The organism is Bacillus sp. FSL M7-0307, assembly GCF_038627835.1.
In the GTDB taxonomy this organism is placed as follows: Bacteria; Bacillota; Bacilli; order Bacillales; family Bacillaceae; genus Bacillus; species Bacillus altitudinis.
Window position 1 is genome coordinate 2,245,276 of record NZ_CP152023.1, and the last position, 19,636, is coordinate 2,264,911.

Below are 19,636 nucleotides of genomic sequence, written 5' to 3' on the forward strand. Positions count from 1 at the left end.
TTTCAGTCAAGTCATTCAACGTGTTTGAGTGTTTTCAATATATTGTTTCAACTTTAAAAATTGGTCATTTTGCGGATCTTGTTTTAATGCTTTTTCGATGAAGTCGTCTGCTTCCGCTGTCTCGCCTTTTTCTACATATAACAACGATAAGTGATACAATTTATTCGGCTCATTTGGATCTTTTTCAAGCGACTTTTGCAAATACTCAATGGCCTTGTCAAGATGTCCAAGCTGCGCTTCGGAAAGCGCATATATATGAAGTGCTTCAGCTGAGGCATCCTTTTGCTTTACATATTCCTCTAGACGCTGACTTGCTTCGCTATAGTTCTTTTCATCAAATAAACTCGCTGCCTCGCTAGTTGCCGCCGCTTCTTTTTGATCGTCTGCTGAATGAAACCCTGTATACAATCCAAAGCCGCCAATAAGAAGGAGAAGAAGACTAGCAAGAAGCATTTTGACAGGCTGAAACTGTTTAGGAAGCCGGACCGCTAAAGCGGCTAAAAATCCGCCAGCAAGCCCCCCAAGATGCCCTGCATTATCAATCCCTGATACAGTGAAACCTATCCCTAAGTTGATGAGGATAATCACGATAATATTTGTCCCCATCGTACGAAAGAAGAGCTTCCGGTTAGAGATCGCTAAATATAACAATGCGCCTAAACAGCCAAAGATCGCACCTGATGCTCCTGCTGCGATGGCTGTATTAAACACAAAGCTCGCTATGGAGCCAAAGATGCCGGAAATTAAATAAATCAGCAAAAATCTTCCTGAACCATAAATTCTCTCAACAGCCGCTCCAACGGACCAAAGAGCAAATGTATTAAAGAGTAAATGCGTCAAACCAATGTGTAAAAACATAGGTGTCACAAAACGCCACCATTCACCCTCTAAAATCAGCACATTATTTTTCGCACCGAATGCTGTTAAAGTGGCTGTATTGGTACTTCCACCAGATAATTCAAGTAAAAGAAACATCACCACTTGAACTGCAATTAACAAATAGGTAAAAATCGGTCTGCCATTTTGAAAAACGGCCCGTTCTCGTTCACGCTGCTTTTCCTGATCTTGAAATGCCTGAAGCACGTTCATTTTAAGCTGCATCACATCTTCGACTGTATCTGCCTTCGCCTCTTCTACATCAATCGAAAGTGATGTATTCAGCCATTTTTGCAGCTCGTGTCCATCGTTTTGAAGGGTTTCTTCATTCAGTAAAACAGGTGTCACCGTCACCTTTTGCTGTTTTTGCGGTTGACCGTTTATGTCTTCCCAATCATCTACTGGATGATCAGCTGTAAATTGTAGCTGCAGGAGATGAAGAGAACGTTTACGCATGGCTTCTCTCAACTGATTCATCCGAAAGGCCTGCTCTTCCATATCTCGAACGATCTCCTGTCTAAAATTCACATCTCTTCTATATAGACGGATGAGATCATATCCTGAGTTTCGTGGTGCTTCAAAAAAGATTTCATCTTCTGGGTACGGACTTTGAATCATCTCGTATCCTTTTTGTCTGAGTTCATCAATCACTCGCCAAAATAGACTATCTATGACATTCATTCATTCGCGCTCCATTTTTTACATTATTATAGCAAGAATTACTCTTATACGCATTTCTCAACAAAAAAATCCCGGCTTTTGCGGGATTAGAATGCTTGGCGAATAAATTTCGTCCGAAAATATGGGATTTTCATCAGCCATTTAATAAAAAAGTGACGCACTTGGTTTTGACCTAAGATCAAATTCATGAGCCGATAACGATTTTGCACAAGAACGAATGCAAACAGTGTGAACACAATGCTCCAAATCATTTTATTCATCATATTCCCTCCTATGTTCGTATCGTGGCTTAAATAGGATTTGTTTATGCATGAACCCTCATTTTTATCGCTGACAATGGCGTCTTTTATTAGTCAGTTTTCACAGCCTAATCCCTTGTTCTTTTGATTGAATATAAAACTCTTCTCCATACTCTGTTTGAAGATAAGATACATCAAATTGTTGAAGGTCAATCAAATCCTTGAACGTATGAGGCAGTTTACCATTCCACTCTAACTCTTCGATCTTGTGCGGGAAGTTGTGATCGTTTGGATTTGGTGTATGGATATATACTGCGTCTAATGCAGGATCTTGTTCGTAAATACAAATCCATGTTTGATATGGCTTTTCAAAACCTTCAAGCAGCTTGAGTGTTCTATTGTACAAGGCGACATGAGCTTTAATATGCTCTCTTCTTATTTTCAAGCTATTTTTCCCAACACCCCAAAAATCAAGATGGGTATGAAAAAAATCGAACCAATAATCATGATCAAGTTGTAAGTCAAAAGTATTCACTTCCTCCCACAAATTAAGGAAGTATCTTTTCTTTCCTCGAAATTTTTTCAAAACATGCCTCCTACTAGCTAAAATGCCATGAACTAATGAAACGATCTCAACACAAAAAGCCCGTTTTTGGACAATGAGCGGGCTTTCACTTTTGATATAACGTACCTTTTTCACTGACAATCATAGACACCGGGATGTCGTGCGTTTCAGCCGGAATATGCCTCGTCTGCTGTAAAGACAAACAAAGGGCAATGGTTACCCCGTGGTAGTCCGCTAAGTAGCGATCATAATAGCCGCCACCAAACCCAATCCGGTAACCACGTTGATCGAAGCACACCCCAGGAACAATGATCAAATCAATGGCTTCTTTATGTACAGCTGTAGACTCAAGAGGGTCTGGCTCCAATAGCCCAAAGTAGCTGGATGTCATCTTTGTTTCAGGTGTATATTCATAAAACACCATCTCTTTTGTTTTCGGAAAACAGGTGGGAATACAAACTGTTTTTCCTTCTTCCCACGCTTTTTCAATCAGAGGCATTGTCGGTATTTCTTTTCCCCTAGACATAGTCAAAGCAATCGTTTTCACCTGTTTCCATGCTGGCAGCTGCAACAAGTGTTCATGAAGTAGAGCGGCGTGGCGATTGAACTCTTCAGCGCTTATCTGATCAAGCATGGCCAATGTTTGAAGGCGGAGCTCCTTTTTCATACAGGTTCATCTCCCATCATAAAAAAACAGCAGGAAAATTCCCTGCTGCTTACTTTGTTTCACGATGTAAAGTTTGTTTTTTATCACGTGAGCAATACTTTTTGAATTCAACGCGATCTGGATTGTTTCGCTTATTCTTTTTAGTAATATAGTTACGCTCACCGCATTCAGTGCAAGCTAGAGTAATATTTACGCGCATGTTTTTCCCTCCAAACTAAAATCAATTCACATTCAGACCTAACTATAATACCACTTCTAGCTAAGGAATGCTAGAATGTTTTTTCACCAATTTCATTTTTCAATGCATTCCACCCGCATCCTGATCCATATTGTCTGGTCATGTGATGAAAAATCGCCTTCTCCCCTATAAAAACACGTTCTTTGTCGTACTGTATACATGAGAACCCCCTCTTTGTTCCACAGCTTTTTTTCATCTGATCCGTCTTCTTTTATTTTAACAGCGGGCAAGGTTTTCATACTCGGTTTCCCTATAAAAAGAAAAATGATGAAAAAAAGGTGATTTTTTCAGCAATTCCTTTTGAAACTAGCTTTTTTATGGTATAAAAAAGAAGGGTCGAAAACTGTCTGAAACAAACATGAGAGCCTTTTTTGGCTTTCAGCATTAAAATATGAATAAAAGGTGATGAAACATGGAAATTGCAATTATCGGATTGCTTGTTGTCAGTATTGTACTGATCGCATTCTCATATTTTCAAAGAGAGCCGATTAAAGAAGTCGAACAAGAACTTGAAACACTTCAACTATCTGCAATGCAAGAAATCTATAAACTGAAAAAGAAAATGAAGGTTCTTGAAGAAGAATTGCTTGAAACAAACATCGTTGTCCGCAAGCATTCAGAAATTGATCCATCTATTGCAAGACAAATCATTTCAAAGCATCAAAATGGCATGTCTCCTGAGGCCATTGCGCGCGCTGAGCATGTATCTGTAGAAGATGTGAACATGATCATTAAAGACAACGAGAGGGTGCTTGTATGACAAAAAAAAGCATCCAAACGTTTGCAGCAGGTATGATTCTTGCAACTGGTGTTCTGGCGATCGTCTTTTTCCTTACTGGAAAAGATGAAGCGGCAGCTGATTCTACAACAAAAGAAACCCTTGCAGCGAAAGTGACAGACACTGACGTGAAAAATTACTTAGACTCTAAAAAAGAAGTCTCCGTCAGCCGTGAAACATATCAACAACTTCTTGATTATAAAGAAAAAGCGCTGAAAGCAAATGAAGACGGCGATTCTCAGAACGATAAACAAACAACGGACAAACCAAAAGGCAAAACGGTTAAATTCGTGATTAAAAACGGTATGAGCACAAGTGATGTTTCAGACATGCTTGAAAAGGACGGAATCATCAACTCGTCTAAAGATTTTAATGATTACGTGATAGACGCAGGCTACCATAAAGAAATTCGTGCCGGCAAATTCAATTTAAAAACAGGTATGACATTCAAACAAATCGTCAAAGCCTTAACAAAATAACATCAAAAACCCCCTGGCGGCATTGACCTCCAGGGGGTTTTTGATTATCCAAATCGTCCTGATATATAATCATTTGTTCTTTGATCATTTGGCTCTGAGAACATCACATTCGTATCATTGACCTCAACAAGCTCGCCCATCAAGAAGAACGCTGTTCGGTCGGATACCCTTGCCGCTTGCTGCATATTATGCGTCACAATGGCAATCGTATATTTCTCTTTCAGTTTCATGATTAATTCTTCAATCTTTAATGTTGAAACAGGATCAAGCGCAGATGTTGGTTCATCCATTAATAGAATATCCGGGCTTGTGGCAATGGCTCTTGCGATACAAAGACGCTGCTGCTGACCGCCGGAAAGACCTAATGCAGGCGCACTTAATCGATCTTTCACTTCATCCCAAAGGGCAACATCACGAAGCGCTTTTTCAGCAATTTCTTTCAATTGCTGCTTGCTCTTCACCCCGTGAATTCTTGGCCCGTAGACGACATTATCAAAGATAGATTGAGGGAATGGGTTTCCTTTTTGAAAGACCATCCCGACGTTTTTACGCAGTTCCACTAGATCGACACGGCCTTTTAAAATATTGTCACCGTTATACATCATATCCCCGGTGATTTTCACACCTGGCACTGTTTTGACCATGAGATTTAAGGTCTTTATAAATGTTGACTTTCCGCAGCCGGACGGACCGATAATCGCTGTGACCTCATGCTCTTTAATGTCTAAATCAATATGCTTCAGTGCGTGATGCTGTCCGTACCAAAGGTTCATATCATTCACACGAAACACTTCTTTTTTGGCTGTTTCAGTTGCTACTGCATTCATCAAAATCCACCCGCCTTATCCGAATCGACCATTAATATAGTCTTCTGTTTTTTGCTGCTCAGGACGTGTAAAGATACGTTCAGTCGCATCGTATTCCACTAGATCACCGTTCAGGAAAAAGGCTGTATGATCAGATACACGTAACGCTTGCTGCATATTATGTGTGACAATGACAATCGAATAATCATGTTTCAATTCCGATAATAGCTCTTCAATTTTTGCATTTGAGATCGGGTCTAAGGCAGAAGCCGGTTCATCTAATAAAAGCACGCTAGGTTTCATCGCAAGGGTACGTGCAATACAGAGACGCTGCTGCTGGCCACCTGATAATGATAAGGCAGAGCGGTGCAAACGATCTTTGACCTCATCCCATAGCGCTGCCTTTGTTAAGCTTTCTTCTACCGCATCATCAAGCACTGATTTCCTTTTTTCACCCGCATATTTTAGCGCATGCGTAATGTTGTTGTAGATAGATTTAGGAAATGGATTTGGCTTTTGGAAGACCATCCCGATTTCTCTTCTTAAATTCACCACATTAATACGGTCATCCAAAATATTTAACCCTTCGTACATGATCGCCCCTTCACTTCGTGCACCTGGAATCAGGTCGTTCATGCGGTTAATGCTGCGTAAAAAAGTCGATTTTCCGCACCCTGATGGGCCGATTAGTGCAGTGATTGCATTTTTTTCAATTTCAAATGAAATTTGATTGACCGCTCTTTTTTCACCATAATAAATACTTAAATCCTGCACCTGTAGAATCTGTTCCGCTTGAAGTGGAGCCTTTTTTGCTGCAATCTCTTTTTTTTCTGCTAGCATTTGAACCATATCCCCTTCACACCTCTCACTATTTATTTTGACGTAAGCTTCTTATGAATAAATGAACCAAGCCATCTAGCTGCTAAGTTGAATACTAATACAGAGAGCACAAGTACGGCTGATGCACCATTTGCAATGGCCTCTGCATCTGGAATAATCCCCTGTGTATTGACGTTCCATATATGAACGGCTAATGTTTCTGCCGGTCTAAAAATATTCAGTGGTGACGTATCGGAGAAAGGACTCCAGTTTGTAAAATCAAGACGCGGTGTTGAAAGACCTGCTGTGAAAAGAAGAGCAGCCGCCTCACCGAAAACTCTTCCCGATGCTAAAATCGCTCCTGTAATAATGGATGGAATCGCACCTGGGATCAGAACCGTCTTCACTGTATGCCACTTTGTCACACCGAGCGCAAGCGATGCTTCCTTTTGATCCTTCGGTACAGATCGAAGTGCATCTTCTGTCACCCTGACCATCACTGGCAGATTAAAGACAGTCAGCGCAAGGGCTCCTCCGATGATCGTATAGCCCCATCCTGTTAAATTAACAAACATCAGCAAACCAAACATACCGATGACGATCGATGGCAGAGACGATAACACTTCAATACATGTACGAATAAAATCAGTCACTTTGTTTTGAGGTGCATATTCTGCCATGTACACCCCACCGCCCACGCCAAGAGGCACAGTAAACAGCATCGTAATAAATAGAATGTAAAACGAGTTAAACAGCTGATCCCTGATACCGCCGCCAGAGCCAATCGCACTTGAGCGGGTAGTCAAAAAGTCAAAATTTAATTCTTTGGCACCGTTGAAGATGATATAAGAAAACAAGCCAACAAGTATCGCCGTAATAATGACGGCACATAATCCAAAAACGATTGTGGCAAAACGATCGGTCATTTTGCTATTCATTAAATCTTCCTCCTAGATGACAAGTATCTGATAATGAGTATGAACATAAATGATACAACTAGAAGGACAAGTCCCATTGACCAAAGTGTATTGTTTTCAACACTTCCATACGTTGTATGTCCCATGTTTAACGTAATAATGGTTGTTAATGTACCAGCTGTGTCCATAATACTTTCTGGTAGATTACGCGTGTTTCCAATGACCATCTGAACGGCAAGGGCTTCTCCAAATGCTCTTGCCATTCCAAGCACGACCGCTGTCATTAATGTCGGAAGCGCTGCCGGTACAAGAACACGTCTGATCGTTTGCCATCTTGTTGCGCCTAATGCATACGATCCCTCACGTAAACTTTTTGGAAGTGAAGCCATTGCATCAGTTGCAATGGATGTAACAGTCGGCAGAATCATAATAGACAGGACAATCGTTCCTGCTAAAACACTGTGCCCTGAACCGCTTGACTTGAAGTGTCCAATAAACGGCACCAATACTGTAAGACCTATGAATCCGTAAACAACGGATGGAATCCCTACAAGCAGTTCAATCACTGGCTGGAGAATTTTTCGTCCCCATGCAGGTGCAATTTCTGTCATAAAGATCGCTCCTGCGATGCCTAGCGGTGCTGCTATGAGTGCTGATAGAAGCGTGACAGCGATTGATCCAAAGATAAACGGAAATGCGCCGTATTGCGGATTTTCTGCTGTAGGGTTCCAATTGATACTGGTTAAGAACTCAATTGGGCTTACACCATTTACGATGAAAGATTGTAAACCCTTAATACCAAGGAAGATTGTGATGGCAATTGATACAGCAATCATTAAGAATGCGCAAAACTTCACCAAAATACTTCCTCTTACTTCATCCATTTGCCTATTTTTTTTCGAGCTGATCAGTCGATCGCTCGCTTCTGTATGTTCTATCTGTTTCATCTTTTTCTACACTCCTATGAATGTCATAAAAGGAAAAGTGAAAAGCTCCACTTTTCCTTCATCATCAATTCAAGACCTTTTACTTATCTGTTTGTTTGCCTGTTGCGTCTCTTTCTACTTTCATATTAGAGACTGAGATGTAGCCTTGGTCTTTAACGATTTCTTTTTGTACTTCGTCACTCATCAAGTAATCTAAAAATTGTTTTGCTAAACCTTCTGGCTCACCTTTTGTATAAGAGTGCTCGTATGCCCAAATTGTATATTTACCGCTTTCTACATTGCTTTCTTCTGGTTTCACACCATCAATGCTAAGCGGTGTAATTTTGTCATCTGTTAAATAAGAGAATGCTAGGTACCCAATCGCACCTGGTGTTTCTGCAATCAACTTTTTCACTGTATTTGAAGAATCCTCTGTGATTCCTTCTGCAGGTGTCGCGCCGTCAAGTGCATATTTCACAAATGTTGCACGAGTTCCTGATGAGTCAGGTCTGTTCACAAGTGTGATTTTTTGGTCTTTCCCGCCAAGCTCTTTCCAGTTTTTGATTTTACCAGTGAAGATTTTTTTCAATTCGTCCTTTGTGATGTCTTTGACACCAACTTCAGGGTTAACAGCTGCAGCCATTCCAACAACTGCTACTTTGTGGTCTTTTAAAGCTTTTGCGTCGATTCCGTCTTTCTCTTCTGCGAATACATCTGAGTTCCCAATTTGTACAGATCCTTCTGATACTTGAGAAAGTCCTGTTCCTGAACCGCCGGCTTGTACTTGAATATCGGCTTTTGGATGTTTATCCATGAATTTTTCTGCTGCCGCAAGAACTAAAGGCTGCATCGCAGATGATCCTGAGATGGTAATGGAACCTGATGCCTCATCTTTGTTTGAAGCATTTCCTTTACTGTCTTTTGAATCTCCGCTTGAGCTGCTGTTTCCGCATGCTGTGACGAATGCTAACAATGCGATAGTAAGGAAAGTAAGCAGCCATAATTTGTTCTTTTTCATTTCAAGAATACCCCCTGAATAATTTGTCCTACGAGTAATACATTAAAGGTTCTTTATTAATTTCGTTTAAATGGAATGTTAAGGTTTTGTAAATGTCGAAGATTTGTAGAGAAATTGCGGGGTTTTTTATGATTTTTGTCAATTTATATCGAAAAGTTTGAAGAAAATATAAAAAAACGCCCACAAAAAGTGAGCGTTTTTACCTAGAATAGGTCTAGTTATTTGTTTCTGCTTCATTTTCAATTTTGTTTTTGTTCTTCGCTTGTGTGTCGTTGCTTTCCTGTTTCGATTTCAGTTCAAAGTACTTGTCTAATACTTGTTCACCAATATCATTTGTAATCGGATAGCGCTGGTTGTAATCTTGATACACCCAAGGCACGACAACTGAAATCGCTACTTCTGGATTATCAGCAGGCGCATACGCAACAAGTGTTGTGTTATATGTCGGTGTGCCGCGTTTGCTTTTAATCGGGCCGTCATAGAATGATTGAGCGGTCCCTGTTTTGCCAGCTGGATTATATTTTTTGTTGCCAAAGTTCGAATATGCTGTCCCTCTTGGGTTCTGCATCACAAGCTTGAATCCTTGCTGTACGCGTTTGATCTCATCACTTGTCATATCGAGCTTATTCAGTACATCCGGCTTGACGGACTCCGTTACAGCCCCAATGCCTCTTTGCGGATCTGGCTCTCTCACTTCTTTTACGAGCTGAGGACGTAAACGATAGCCGCCATTGGCAATCGTTGAAACGTATTGCGCCATTTGTAGCGGTGTAAACGTGTCATATTGTCCAATCGCATAGTCAAGTAAAAGACCGGATTGTGTAGACGTTCCACGATAGCCAGTTGCTTCGTTTGGCAGGTCAATACCTGTCTCAACTCCAAGACCAAATTTACTAAAATTGTAACGGAACGTATCAAACGCCTTTGTATCAATTGGGAGCGGCTGATTCTTACGATATTCCCCTTTCCCGATTGCAATCGCTGTTTTAAACATATACACGTTTGATGAACGTTCTAGTGCGGTTAAATCATTAATGAGTCCCATATTTTGATAGGATTTTTTCGGCGGTGACTGAGCGATATAGAGCGGTTCATCGTATTGGGTGCTTCCAATGTGAAGGACGCCTGTTTTATAACCTGTCAGTACAGTTGCCCCTTTTACTGCTGATCCCATCGCATATGATGATGTCATCGTTCCTAGTGCATAGTCATCAAATTTGTATGTCCCATTCTTATTGGTAATCTGTTTACCCGCAATCGAGAGCACTTCCCCATTTCTCGGGTCCATCATGACAACAAACGCACGATCAAGAAGTTCTGTTCCGCCTCTTTGCTTCGCACTTTTCAAGTTCTTTTCGATGATTTTTTCCACCGCTTTTTGCAGCTGAATATCAATCGTCAGCACAAGGTCTTTCCCGCTCTTTCCTTCTGTTAACACTTTAGAGCTTGTGACATTGCCTTCTTTATCCGTTGTACTTTGTTCTTTTTCTTTTTGACCTTGTAGCACATCTTCATATTGATATTCAAGATAGCTTTTTCCTACACGATCATTTCGGCTGTAGCCGAGAGATAGATAATGTTCAAGCAGTGATGACGGAAGACCTTCATCACTTGAAGACACACTGCCGAGCATACTGCGGAGCAGTCCTTTATAAGGATAGCTGCGTGACCAGTCTGTTGTGACATCTACACCTGGTAGCTCGTCCAAATGCTCAGAGACGTAAGCAATTTCACTTGGTTTAACGTCTTCATTTTTTATGAATTGAGGCGTAAGTGCATAGCCTGCATCCATTTGTCTTTTAATCGCAAGCACTTGCAAATCTTTTTTCGTCAGTTGATTTAATTCCTTGTCTGTGATGCGTTTCAGCTGGAGCTCGTATAGTTTATCATCAGAGACCTTATCGTCACCCTTTAAATCGGCTTCTTTTTGAACAAGCTTTTTCGCTTCATTCGGATGGGTTAAGATCCAGAAATCTTTTTTATCACGATCTGTGATTTTCTTCGTACTTACGTGAATCATATCCGCTAATTTTGTTGCCACTTTGAGCCGCTCTTCTTGTGAAGTCGTCGAGGTTCTCGTATATGTAATGGCATTTAGCGCTTTATTGCTGACAATCGTGTTATAGTTTCGATCATAAATTTTTCCGCGCGGAGCAGATGAACTGACATTCACGTCTTCTTGTTTTTCTGCCTGCTTTTTATAATCTTCTCCATTCACAATCTGCACAAAACCGAGTCTGACCACAACACCGGTAAAAATAATGAACGCAGCTAAAAATAATAAATTCAGCCGGATCGGAAGTGTTTTGCGCCCTTCCTTCGCGTCTTTTTTGTTTTTCTTGTTTCTCATCACATCACCTTTTCTATCAAGAAAGAAATGGCACCCCTTTTTATGTATAAAAGGTGCCATCATCATTTTAGCGGTTTTTCTATCATTTATCTAGAAATTTGATGTTCCATTGGTAAGAAATTTTACCTTTCTCCCTTCATAAGGTTCGTTTGAGAAACAGGCTTTTGACCGTCAGCCTCTTCTATATCAGCTGTTTTCTCTTTTAAATGAATGTCCTTTACAAAATAATAAATAAGGGTGTGCCCCGCTCCGAGTATGACAAGTGAAGCAGGAATCCCAAGCCGATCGCCCAGTAAGGTGACAGATAAAAGAAAAAAGACAATCGAACAAATACGCCCTGCATTTAAAAATAGTTCTCTGACGACAATATATTCAATTCGGGCTTTTCTTGCATATCTGGCATGACCGATGACATCGTAAGTTAAAGAGACATACGGAACTAGCAGAAGCGGGTAGCCGATCGCAATGGCTACTGCGTACATAAGCAGTGATACATAGGACAAGTGAAAGACGATTAAAAATAAAGCGCCGTATAAAATAAGCCCGCCAAACATAATCGCTTTTTTGCGCCATTTTTTCTTAATCAAACGAGTAGCAAAAAAATAGGCAAAAAAGGCAACACCTGAATTGACTAGACCAAATGTGCCTAAAGCAAGCTCACTGTTTGTTGCAATAAACACAAAGACACTGATTAAAAAGACAAACACGCCTTCACGGAGCCCCTGAAAAAAGTGAGCAGTTGTGATCTTACGCCAATTCTCGTCCGCATGGCGCTCTTTCCAAATTTGCTTAATGATAAATTTTCCTTTTGATTGTCTCCTCTTGAGGAAAAAACTCATCACAACCGCTAGTGAAAACAAAAAAAGCGATAAAGTGAAAATTACTGTATAGCCTGTATCATCCGTTAATTGAGAAATGACAATTCCTGCAATGAGCGGCCCGATCATACCGGCTGTAGAGGTAAGCACTCCTAAAAATCCATTAAAGAAATCCCTTGTTTCAGGTTCAGTAATCTCAAAAGTGAGCACGTTAAAGGCAAGCCAGTAAAAACCATAGCCGATTCCAAGCACACTGCCTAATAACACGAGCCGAGCTGCCGCTTGCTCTCCTGCCATGAGAACAATTAAGTAAAAAGCGGCTAAGAAGATGACACCGAAACGAAGGACAAATGCACGATCTATTTTTTTAGCGAGCCGTCCAGCAAATAAAAAGGTAATGGGCTGAAGGACAACAATTGCCAAGTTATAAATCGCAAGGTCTGTAAATCGCCCAGACTGTTTCCATAAATACACGTTCACAAACGTATTCGAAAGCGCAATCGCAAGTGCGTATAATCCGCCAATCGTGAGGAGGAGCAATAAATCTCTTGTGACATCCATGTCCCCGAACATTTTCTTTAATCTGCTCATATCATTCATTCTCCTTTTCTACACAATAGTCTGTCTCATCAAAAGGCAGATATGTAAAAAAAGGAGGGAAAATATAAAAAGACCCGCTCTCAGAGAGAAGCAGGTCTTTTCAAATCAAATCATTTATTTAGCTTCGCTGTAAAGGCGAGCCACTTCATCCCAGTTCACAACATTCCAGAATGCTGAAATGTAATCAGGACGACGGTTTTGGTAGTTTAGGTAGTAAGCATGCTCCCAAACGTCTAGTCCTAGGATTGGTGTTTTTCCTTCAGTTAAAGGAGAATCTTGGTTTGGTGTGCTTGTGATTTCAAGTTTGCCATTGTTCACAACAAGCCATGCCCAACCAGAACCAAAGCGTCCTGCAGCTGCTGCAGCGAAATCAGATTTGAATTTTTCAAATCCGCCTAATTCTTTTTCGATCGCATCTGCAAGTTCACCAGTTGGTGCGCCGCCACCGTTTGGTGAAAGAAGCGTCCAGAATAATGAGTGGTTCGCATGTCCTCCGCCATTGTTACGTACAGCTGTACGAATGTTTTCAGGCACAGAGTTCAAGTTAGCCACTAGCTCTTCAATTGATTGATCTTCAAGAGCTGATACACCTTCGATTGCTTTGTTTAAGTTTGTTACATAAGTGTTATGGTGTTTTGTGTGGTGAATCGTCATTGTTTCCTTGTCGATATGTGGTTCTAATGCATCGTAAGCATATGGTAATTCTGGAAGTTTAAAAGCCATGGTTAAATTCCTCCTTAGAAATGTATGTACTGAAATGCTTCCTTAGTAAGCAAGCAATTCACCCTAATCAAAGAGTATCAAAAGAAACGGCTTGTTTCAACGTTATTGCTCATGATCTGAAACATTTCAGTGTTTATTTTGTATTTAACCCTTCAGAAAGAGTTTTAAACACCGATTTTCCATTTAGCGAAGCACATAAAACAAAAAGATTCCCAGCATCAGTGCTTGAATCAACCCTTTTGCAAATACGCCTGACACAAAACCAATTAATGAGCCAAGCCCAACTTTCACACTTGTCTTCAGATCTTTTTGATGAACGAGCAGCTCTGCGATGACACTGCCGATAAATGGACCAATGATAATTCCAGCAATCGGAATCACAAAAGGACCGGCTAAAAGCCCAATGGTACTTCCCCAAATGGCCGCCCGGCTGCCGCCAAAGCGTTTCACCCCAATCAGATTGGAGACATAATCCGCGGCAAATAACACAGCTGTAAACATGGCTTGAATGAGCCAAAAGGTGAGCGTCAATTTCTCAAAGCTAAAAAAGAACCCATATAAAATAAACCCAAGAACCATGAAAACCACACTAGGAATGATTGGATAGACAAGTCCCACAAACGCAATGATAAATGCACAGCCGATCAAAATCCAATACAGCACGTCCAATCCGCAGCCGCCTCCTTTTTATATGCTGTATACATTATGCCTCATTCCTTCTATCTTAACCAGCAATGAAGGCCGTACTTGTACTGGATGGATAGACATTGATACAATGTGAGAAATAGAAAAGAATGTAGGAAGTGAATCGGTTGAACGTATTTAGTTTATTGTTAAAAGGAATTTATTCACCAAAAGATATTGCCAGAGCACGTTTTACTGGGATTGGAAAGGCCATTTTATTCATCTTTATCCTTTCGATCATCGCAGCTGTCCCCCAGGGCTATCATATGAGCAAAGAGATTTCAAATGCGATGTCAGGATTTCAGCATGTGATAAAAAAAGATTTACCCGACTTTTCCATTGAAAAAGGAACGCTTCAAGCGGATCAAAGCACGCCGATCGAAAAAGAAGAAAACGGCATCACGATTATCTTTGATCCCGCTGAAAAAATAAAATCAAGTGAGCTTGAATCAAAACAAACAGCCATTGCGTTATTGAAAGAAAAAGCAGTGATTGCCATTGACGGACAAATGACAGATATTCCATACCAGCTGCTTGGCGGAACACTCACAAAAGATGAACTTGCCAGCGTCACAAACCAGAATCAAGCGATCATTATCCCTGTCATTTGTGTCCTGCTGTACCTATCTACTGCTGCTCTCATGTTCATCAGCGCAACATTCCTAGCCATGCTTGGTACATTTATTAAACGAATGCAGCAAAAAGAGCTGTCCTTTCAAATGCTTTGGAAGCTCTCTGCCTATTCACTCACATTAACAACCGTCTTTTTCGCCATCATGAGTGCATTAAACACGCCGGTTGCGAACTCATTTTTATTAAATTGGGTGATTAACTTTATTTTCTTATATCTTGTCGTTAAAGAAATACCTGCAAAAAAATAAGCTCCCTCATTTCGGGGAGCTTTTTTATTTGTTTTGACCCTATGACTCATCTGGATGGATGATCGCAAACAAATAGTGATCCTCCCACTTATCATTGATCTTTACTTTTTTACGATGAAGTCCCTCATTTTCAAACCCTGTCTTCTCAAGCACACGAATGGAACCAATGTTAGATGGTTTTACGCCAGCCTCAATACGGTGAAGGTACAGTTCATAAAAGGCATAATCGATAATCAAACGAATCGCCTCTGTCATATACCCCTTCCCGCCTTGCCTTTCATCAAGCACATATCCAAGCAATGCCCCTTGAATCGGTCCTCTTTCAACAGAATGGAGTGAGATCGTTCCAATTAATGCATCTGTTTCATTTAAGAAAATACCGTGCATATAGGCTTCATCTTTTGCACGCCTTTGCATACTGCGGTTAATCCGTTCCTTTTGACGAGGTACAGTAAAAAAATCATCCTGAACCAAAGGTGTAAATTGCTGAAAATAGGTGCGATTCTCTCGTTCAAGTGTTAATAGAGCTTCTGCATCACTTTCTGTTAGTGTTCTTACATATATATTCTGACTGATTTTCTTCATATACTCTCCCCCTTTTTTTATTTTATCATAATAAAGAAAGCGCTTCGGCTTATCAAAGATTTTTCCGATTACAAGTCATACTAGAACTCACTAGAACAGCCCTTCCCTAGCTTTTTCACTCTTTTTGGTTCTATCAACTCAGGACATGCATACACTGAAGTAAACTCTTAAAAGCGGTGAGTAAAATGCGGCGAATTATTTTTTTACTAGTCAGTTTGTTTGTCCTCTTTATTATCTTTTTTGATTTGAAAAATGGAACGATCCCCGTTCAGGAAGGCCCTGCTGTTCCCGCCAGCGCCTTTCAAACAGCTGATAAACAGGCATATAAAACTGTCACTGTTAAACAAGGTCAAACCGTCGTCTCTATCGTACATACAAGTAAGCCATTAGATGAAGTGATCGAAGACTTTGAAGCACTGAATAAAGGCGTCAAAGCGAACGAAATTCGGGCAGGCAGCACATACAAGTTTCCGGTCTATAAGAGATAAAACGTTAATTCCTTGTCATTCATACGAAGAGACTGTTACAATATGAGATGTAAAACACGTCGTACACTGCAAACGAATTGCATGTACACTAAGGAGCGATTGACAAGTGAGTGAAGTCACACATCGTACAAAAACGCGTCCCGTCAAAGTGGGACCTTTAACTATAGGTGGAAACAATGAAGTCGTCATTCAAAGTATGGCGACAACCAAAACACATGATGTCGAAGCGACAGTAGCTGAAATTAAACGTTTAGAAGAAGCTGGCTGTCAAATCGTGCGTGTCGCATGCCCAGATGAGCGTGCAGCAAATGCGATTGCGGACATTAAAAAACAAATCAACATTCCCCTTGTTGTCGACATTCATTTTGACTACAAGCTTGCACTGAAAGCGATTGAAGCAGGTGCAGACAAAATTCGTATCAACCCAGGAAACATCGGAAGACGAGAAAAAGTCGAAGCTGTTGTGAAAGCGGCAAAAGAAAAAGGCATTCCAATTCGTATTGGGGTAAACGCCGGTTCGCTCGAGAAAAAGATTCTTGATAAATACGGCTATCCAACAGCAGATGGTATGGTTGAAAGTGCACTGCATCACATTAAAATTTTAGAAGACCTAGACTTTCATGACATCATTGTCAGTATGAAAGCATCTGATGTAAACCTTGCGATTGAGGCATACGAAAAAGCGGCAAAAGCCTTTGATTATCCTCTTCATCTTGGGATTACAGAATCAGGTACGTTATTTGCAGGTACTGTCAAAAGTGCAGCTGGTCTTGGCGCAATCTTGAATATGGGGATTGGTAACACACTCCGTATTTCATTAAGTGCTGACCCGGTCGAAGAGGTCAAAGTGGCACGTGAATTATTAAAATCATTTGGTCTTGCATCAAATGCAGCAACACTCATCTCTTGTCCAACTTGTGGACGAATTGAAATTGACCTCATTAGCATTGCAAATGAAGTCGAAGAATATATTTCTAAAATTAAAGCACCAATTAAAGTTGCTGTTCTCGGATGTGCTGTAAACGGTCCGGGTGAAGCGCGTGAAGCTGATATCGGCATCGCTGGTGCTAGAGGTGAAGGCCTCTTATTCCGCAAAGGTGAAATTGTTCGGAAAGTACCAGAAGAAACAATGGTCGAAGAACTGAAAAAAGAAATCGATAAAATCGCTGAAGAACATTATGCGAAAATGGAAGCTGAAAAAGCAAAACAAGCGAACGCATAACAAAGAACGCCTGACATCACTGTCAGGCGTTTTTCTGTTCCTGTCCTGTTAAAAGAACGGGGTGATAAAGATGCCGAGGATGACGGAAACGATTCCGATCCCGATTGACCATGCGCCAAGCGCATGTGCTCCTTTTCTTCTTGCAATATAACCAACGACGATTGCCGCTACGCCTAATAGCACCGGCAAGACAAATAGTGAGATAATCGCGATCGCGAGTGCTGTATAGCCTATCCCCTTACTGCCTGAATCGTCACCTACATGGTCACGTTCTCTTCTGTCTTCACGATCTCTCGATGCTTGATATGGCTCTGCAATTTCAGCAGCTGTTTCCTCTAAATAGCCATCATCATTACTAAAGTGTGTGTCGATTTCACGATCATTTCTTCTGAAATCTTCGTCTCTTTCCATGATCAATTCCCCCTTTTGGTTAATAGAAAGGAGCTTTTTTAGTATGAGCAAAAATGTCTGTTTCATGTTTGCTAAAACTTGCTGGAAATGTGAATTGATTATGTTACACTTTAAGAGGATAAATATGAGGAGTGTGGGCATGTTACGTTTAGGAATTGATATCGATGGCACAGTCACGGCGCAGGACACCTTTGTCCCCTACTTAAATGAGTCGTTTCAATGTGACATCACACTAGATGATATGACGGAATATGATTTGACGAAGCTTTTAAAGATTTCAAATGAAGAATTTTGGGGCTGGATGAATGAGTATGAGCCTCTTATTTATAAACAGGCAAAGCCTGCCGAGGGTGCAAAAGAAATCCTCAATCAAATGAAACATCATCATCAATTGATTTATATCACAGCCAGAAGGCAGCATCACTCAGACATCACCTACAAATGGTTTGAGGAGAATCATGTCCATTATGACGACATCGAGCTTGTTGGCGGACATCATAAGGTGGCAGCTGTTCAAAAACATAAGATCGATGTGTTTTTTGAAGATCACCATGGCAATGCCACAATGATTGCAAAAGAAGCTGACATTCCAGTGATTCTGTTTAACTCACCGTATAATCAAATGCCAATTGATGAACGGATCATTCGGGTTAATAACTGGCAAGAAGCATCCCAATGGATCAAACAGTATGAAAAGCGTCTGCAAACTGCTTACTAAAACAGATTAAAAGCCGATACGTTTTTAATGTATCGGCTTCAGATTGTTGACAAAGGGCTAAAATGAACTTTATTTTAGCCCTTTGTCTTCGTTTCAGCGTGATAGAAAACCTTTGCAGCCCTAGGAAGGACGAGTACTGGAGCGGAGCGAATTTGACATTCGTGAGCACCGGAACGCAGGACTGACAAAGAATGCGAGGGTTTGTCTACACGCTGAAGCCGATACGTTTAATGTATCGGCTTTTGGATTGTACGATAATGTCCTTCTTTTATTAAAAAATGGTAAAGTGCACCCATCATGCCTGCCTGATTGAAGTAGTAGCACGTTTCCAGTGTCACCTGTATGTTTTTCCATGCATGCAAAGTATGTAAATGTTTCTCAATGTTTGGAATCAAATCGGGCCTTGCACTCACGCCCCCGCCAATGAGGATTTTCTCTGGATTGAGAACAGTTGCCACATTGTAAATGCCAATTGCGATTCGTTTGTACCACTGATCGATCATCTTCTCAATGGCCGGATCATGCTTGGCTTTTTCAAAGATCTCTTGACCGTCGATTTGCTGACTTTGTGGAATTCCCTGCTGCTCTTTGTAGCTTCGTATCAATCCAGCTGTCGAAGCACTGCTGTTGAGTGTCGTAAACTGACCGTTTTCTGTTTCTGTCAGCATCATGCCAAATTCACCGCCGCGAAAAGAGGCACCGCGAACAAGCTCTCCGCCTGCAAAAATACCGCCGCCGACACCAGTCCCAAGCGTCATACATATAAAGCTGTCACACTCTTTCGCATGACCACTAAATTTTTCAGCCAGAGCTGCACAGTTCGCATCATTTTCTACTTCTACACGAAGTGATGTTTTTTCTTCCAAAAGCGTTTTGACATTTTGGCCATTTAAAGCAATAATCGCTCCTGCAAATTCCGTATAACCCGTTTGACTGTCAACAAACCCCGGAAGACTCATCGCAATCCCTTTGATATCCCAAGTCCTTTGATACTCTTTCACCACGTTCTCCATGTCCTCTAAAAACGGCTCAAGCTGCCGGCAGTTTGTTTCGTAGTCGCCGCTCGTGATCAGCTCACCATTTCGATCCATGACCCCATGCTTTGTTTTTGTCCCGCCTACATCGAATACGATATAATACGCCACTT

Annotated in this window: 23 protein-coding genes; 6 read left to right on the top strand and 17 right to left on the bottom strand. The window is 41.0% G+C overall.

Annotated features, from left to right (window positions below):
* Window positions 1-15: 15 nt before the first annotated feature.
* The 5 genes from MHI41_RS11480 to rpmG all read right to left on the bottom strand — a co-directional run bounded on the left by MHI41_RS11480 (window position 16) and on the right by rpmG (window position 3,227).
* Window positions 16-1,557, bottom strand: coding sequence for a rhomboid family intramembrane serine protease (locus MHI41_RS11480; RefSeq protein WP_342494201.1), 1,542 nt, complete (start codon window positions 1,555-1,557; stop codon window positions 16-18).
* 86 nt (window positions 1,558-1,643) lie between these two features.
* A complete protein-coding gene (locus tag MHI41_RS11485) occupies window positions 1,644-1,817 on the bottom strand; it encodes a hypothetical protein (protein ID WP_017367602.1) in 174 nt (57 codons plus the stop codon).
* Window positions 1,818-1,917: 100 nt separating this feature from the next.
* Window positions 1,918-2,382 (bottom strand): hypothetical protein, encoded by a 465-nt coding sequence (locus tag MHI41_RS11490; protein ID WP_342494202.1) that lies wholly within the window; start codon window positions 2,380-2,382, stop codon window positions 1,918-1,920.
* 85 nt (window positions 2,383-2,467) lie between these two features.
* Complete coding sequence (locus tag MHI41_RS11495; protein WP_342494203.1) at window positions 2,468-3,028, bottom strand: 5-formyltetrahydrofolate cyclo-ligase; 561 nt, start codon at window positions 3,026-3,028, stop codon at window positions 2,468-2,470.
* 49 nt (window positions 3,029-3,077) lie between these two features.
* Window positions 3,078-3,227, bottom strand: coding sequence for a 50S ribosomal protein L33 (gene rpmG / locus MHI41_RS11500; protein ID WP_008360061.1), 150 nt, complete (start codon window positions 3,225-3,227; stop codon window positions 3,078-3,080).
* A gap of 451 nt (window positions 3,228-3,678) precedes the next feature.
* On the opposite strand from rpmG, the gene MHI41_RS11505 reads away from it, so the two are divergent.
* Entirely contained in the window at window positions 3,679-4,026 is a 348-nt protein-coding gene (locus MHI41_RS11505; RefSeq protein ID WP_003217285.1) for a hypothetical protein, read from the top strand.
* Window positions 4,023-4,523, top strand: coding sequence for an endolytic transglycosylase MltG (locus tag MHI41_RS11510; RefSeq protein WP_008342335.1), 501 nt, complete (start codon window positions 4,023-4,025; stop codon window positions 4,521-4,523). The genes MHI41_RS11505 and MHI41_RS11510 overlap by 4 nt, the downstream gene beginning before the upstream one ends.
* 44 nt (window positions 4,524-4,567) lie before the next feature.
* On the opposite strand, the gene pstB (MHI41_RS11515) is transcribed toward MHI41_RS11510, so the two are convergent.
* The 9 genes from pstB (MHI41_RS11515) to MHI41_RS11555 form a co-directional block, all read right to left on the bottom strand.
* Complete coding sequence (gene pstB / locus MHI41_RS11515) at window positions 4,568-5,350, bottom strand: phosphate ABC transporter ATP-binding protein PstB (protein WP_017367606.1); 783 nt, start codon at window positions 5,348-5,350, stop codon at window positions 4,568-4,570.
* 15 nt (window positions 5,351-5,365) lie between these two features.
* Window positions 5,366-6,169, bottom strand: coding sequence for a phosphate ABC transporter ATP-binding protein PstB (gene pstB, locus MHI41_RS11520; protein WP_197077750.1), 804 nt, complete (start codon window positions 6,167-6,169; stop codon window positions 5,366-5,368).
* Between the two features lie 32 nt (window positions 6,170-6,201).
* Window positions 6,202-7,086, bottom strand: a complete 885-nt coding sequence (gene pstA, locus MHI41_RS11525) for a phosphate ABC transporter permease PstA (protein ID WP_035390827.1) — start codon at window positions 7,084-7,086, stop codon at window positions 6,202-6,204.
* On the bottom strand, window positions 7,086-8,012 hold the full coding sequence (gene pstC, locus MHI41_RS11530; RefSeq protein WP_017357999.1) for a phosphate ABC transporter permease subunit PstC: 927 nt from the start codon (window positions 8,010-8,012) through the stop codon (window positions 7,086-7,088). Before pstC ends, pstA begins: the two co-directional genes overlap by 1 nt.
* Before the next feature lie 79 nt (window positions 8,013-8,091).
* Window positions 8,092-9,009, bottom strand: coding sequence for a phosphate ABC transporter substrate-binding protein (locus MHI41_RS11535; protein ID WP_017367609.1), 918 nt, complete (start codon window positions 9,007-9,009; stop codon window positions 8,092-8,094).
* Window positions 9,010-9,223: 214 nt separating this feature from the next.
* On the bottom strand, window positions 9,224-11,359 hold the full coding sequence (locus MHI41_RS11540) for a penicillin-binding protein 2 (protein WP_017358000.1): 2,136 nt from the start codon (window positions 11,357-11,359) through the stop codon (window positions 9,224-9,226).
* Window positions 11,360-11,481: 122 nt separating this feature from the next.
* Window positions 11,482-12,768, bottom strand: a complete 1,287-nt coding sequence (locus MHI41_RS11545; RefSeq protein WP_025207632.1) for an MFS transporter — start codon at window positions 12,766-12,768, stop codon at window positions 11,482-11,484.
* Between the two features lie 123 nt (window positions 12,769-12,891).
* Window positions 12,892-13,500: a superoxide dismutase SodA gene (sodA, locus tag MHI41_RS11550; RefSeq protein ID WP_007501264.1), complete on the bottom strand. Its 609-nt coding sequence runs from the start codon at window positions 13,498-13,500 to the stop codon at window positions 12,892-12,894.
* A 183-nt stretch (window positions 13,501-13,683) separates the two neighbouring features.
* A complete protein-coding gene (locus MHI41_RS11555; protein ID WP_041091011.1) occupies window positions 13,684-14,169 on the bottom strand; it encodes a DUF456 domain-containing protein in 486 nt (161 codons plus the stop codon).
* A gap of 143 nt (window positions 14,170-14,312) precedes the next feature.
* Between MHI41_RS11555 and MHI41_RS11560 the strand changes: the two genes are divergently transcribed.
* Complete coding sequence (locus tag MHI41_RS11560; RefSeq protein WP_035390831.1) at window positions 14,313-15,065, top strand: DUF1189 domain-containing protein; 753 nt, start codon at window positions 14,313-14,315, stop codon at window positions 15,063-15,065.
* A 39-nt stretch (window positions 15,066-15,104) separates the two neighbouring features.
* Here MHI41_RS11560 and MHI41_RS11565 read toward each other — a convergent pair whose 3' ends face one another.
* Window positions 15,105-15,650 (bottom strand): GNAT family protein, encoded by a 546-nt coding sequence (locus MHI41_RS11565; RefSeq protein ID WP_050827411.1) that lies wholly within the window; start codon window positions 15,648-15,650, stop codon window positions 15,105-15,107.
* Between the two features lie 185 nt (window positions 15,651-15,835).
* On the opposite strand from MHI41_RS11565, the gene MHI41_RS11570 reads away from it, so the two are divergent.
* Window positions 15,836-16,138, top strand: a complete 303-nt coding sequence (locus MHI41_RS11570) for a hypothetical protein (RefSeq protein WP_019743867.1) — start codon at window positions 15,836-15,838, stop codon at window positions 16,136-16,138.
* 106 nt (window positions 16,139-16,244) lie between these two features.
* A complete protein-coding gene (gene ispG, locus MHI41_RS11575; RefSeq protein ID WP_008342357.1) occupies window positions 16,245-17,360 on the top strand; it encodes a flavodoxin-dependent (E)-4-hydroxy-3-methylbut-2-enyl-diphosphate synthase in 1,116 nt (371 codons plus the stop codon).
* A 48-nt stretch (window positions 17,361-17,408) separates the two neighbouring features.
* Here ispG and MHI41_RS11580 read toward each other — a convergent pair whose 3' ends face one another.
* On the bottom strand, window positions 17,409-17,771 hold the full coding sequence (locus MHI41_RS11580; protein WP_008342359.1) for a DUF308 domain-containing protein: 363 nt from the start codon (window positions 17,769-17,771) through the stop codon (window positions 17,409-17,411).
* A 139-nt stretch (window positions 17,772-17,910) separates the two neighbouring features.
* On the opposite strand from MHI41_RS11580, the gene MHI41_RS11585 reads away from it, so the two are divergent.
* On the top strand, window positions 17,911-18,489 hold the full coding sequence (locus MHI41_RS11585) for a nucleotidase (RefSeq protein WP_025207634.1): 579 nt from the start codon (window positions 17,911-17,913) through the stop codon (window positions 18,487-18,489).
* A 227-nt stretch (window positions 18,490-18,716) separates the two neighbouring features.
* Here the strand turns inward: MHI41_RS11585 and MHI41_RS11590 are convergent, their stop codons facing one another.
* Window positions 18,717-19,634 carry an ROK family protein gene (locus tag MHI41_RS11590; RefSeq protein WP_048001535.1) on the bottom strand — a complete coding sequence of 306 codons (918 nt, stop codon included), beginning with the start codon at window positions 19,632-19,634 and terminating at the stop codon, window positions 18,717-18,719.
* Window positions 19,635-19,636 lie beyond the last annotated feature (2 nt).

Coding starts and splice junctions, on each gene's coding strand:
- MHI41_RS11480 (WP_342494201.1), bottom strand. CDS start 1,557: ATGAATGTCATAGATAGTCTATTTTGGCGAGTGATTGATGAACTCAGA.
- MHI41_RS11485 (WP_017367602.1), bottom strand. CDS start 1,817: ATGAATAAAATGATTTGGAGCATTGTGTTCACACTGTTTGCATTCGTT.
- MHI41_RS11495 (WP_342494203.1), bottom strand. CDS start 3,028: ATGAAAAAGGAGCTCCGCCTTCAAACATTGGCCATGCTTGATCAGATA.
- rpmG (WP_008360061.1), bottom strand. CDS start 3,227: ATGCGCGTAAATATTACTCTAGCTTGCACTGAATGCGGTGAGCGTAAC.
- MHI41_RS11505 (WP_003217285.1), top strand. CDS start 3,679: ATGGAAATTGCAATTATCGGATTGCTTGTTGTCAGTATTGTACTGATC.
- MHI41_RS11510 (WP_008342335.1), top strand. CDS start 4,023: ATGACAAAAAAAAGCATCCAAACGTTTGCAGCAGGTATGATTCTTGCA.
- pstB (WP_017367606.1), bottom strand. CDS start 5,350: ATGAATGCAGTAGCAACTGAAACAGCCAAAAAAGAAGTGTTTCGTGTG.
- pstB (WP_197077750.1), bottom strand. CDS start 6,169: ATGCTAGCAGAAAAAAAAGAGATTGCAGCAAAAAAGGCTCCACTTCAA.
- pstA (WP_035390827.1), bottom strand. CDS start 7,086: ATGAATAGCAAAATGACCGATCGTTTTGCCACAATCGTTTTTGGATTA.
- pstC (WP_017357999.1), bottom strand. CDS start 8,012: ATGAAACAGATAGAACATACAGAAGCGAGCGATCGACTGATCAGCTCG.
- MHI41_RS11535 (WP_017367609.1), bottom strand. CDS start 9,009: ATGAAAAAGAACAAATTATGGCTGCTTACTTTCCTTACTATCGCATTG.
- MHI41_RS11540 (WP_017358000.1), bottom strand. CDS start 11,359: ATGAGAAACAAGAAAAACAAAAAAGACGCGAAGGAAGGGCGCAAAACA.
- MHI41_RS11545 (WP_025207632.1), bottom strand. CDS start 12,768: ATGAGCAGATTAAAGAAAATGTTCGGGGACATGGATGTCACAAGAGAT.
- sodA (WP_007501264.1), bottom strand. CDS start 13,500: ATGGCTTTTAAACTTCCAGAATTACCATATGCTTACGATGCATTAGAA.
- MHI41_RS11565 (WP_050827411.1), bottom strand. CDS start 15,650: ATGAAGAAAATCAGTCAGAATATATATGTAAGAACACTAACAGAAAGT.
- MHI41_RS11570 (WP_019743867.1), top strand. CDS start 15,836: ATGCGGCGAATTATTTTTTTACTAGTCAGTTTGTTTGTCCTCTTTATT.
- MHI41_RS11580 (WP_008342359.1), bottom strand. CDS start 17,771: ATGGAAAGAGACGAAGATTTCAGAAGAAATGATCGTGAAATCGACACA.
- MHI41_RS11585 (WP_025207634.1), top strand. CDS start 17,911: ATGTTACGTTTAGGAATTGATATCGATGGCACAGTCACGGCGCAGGAC.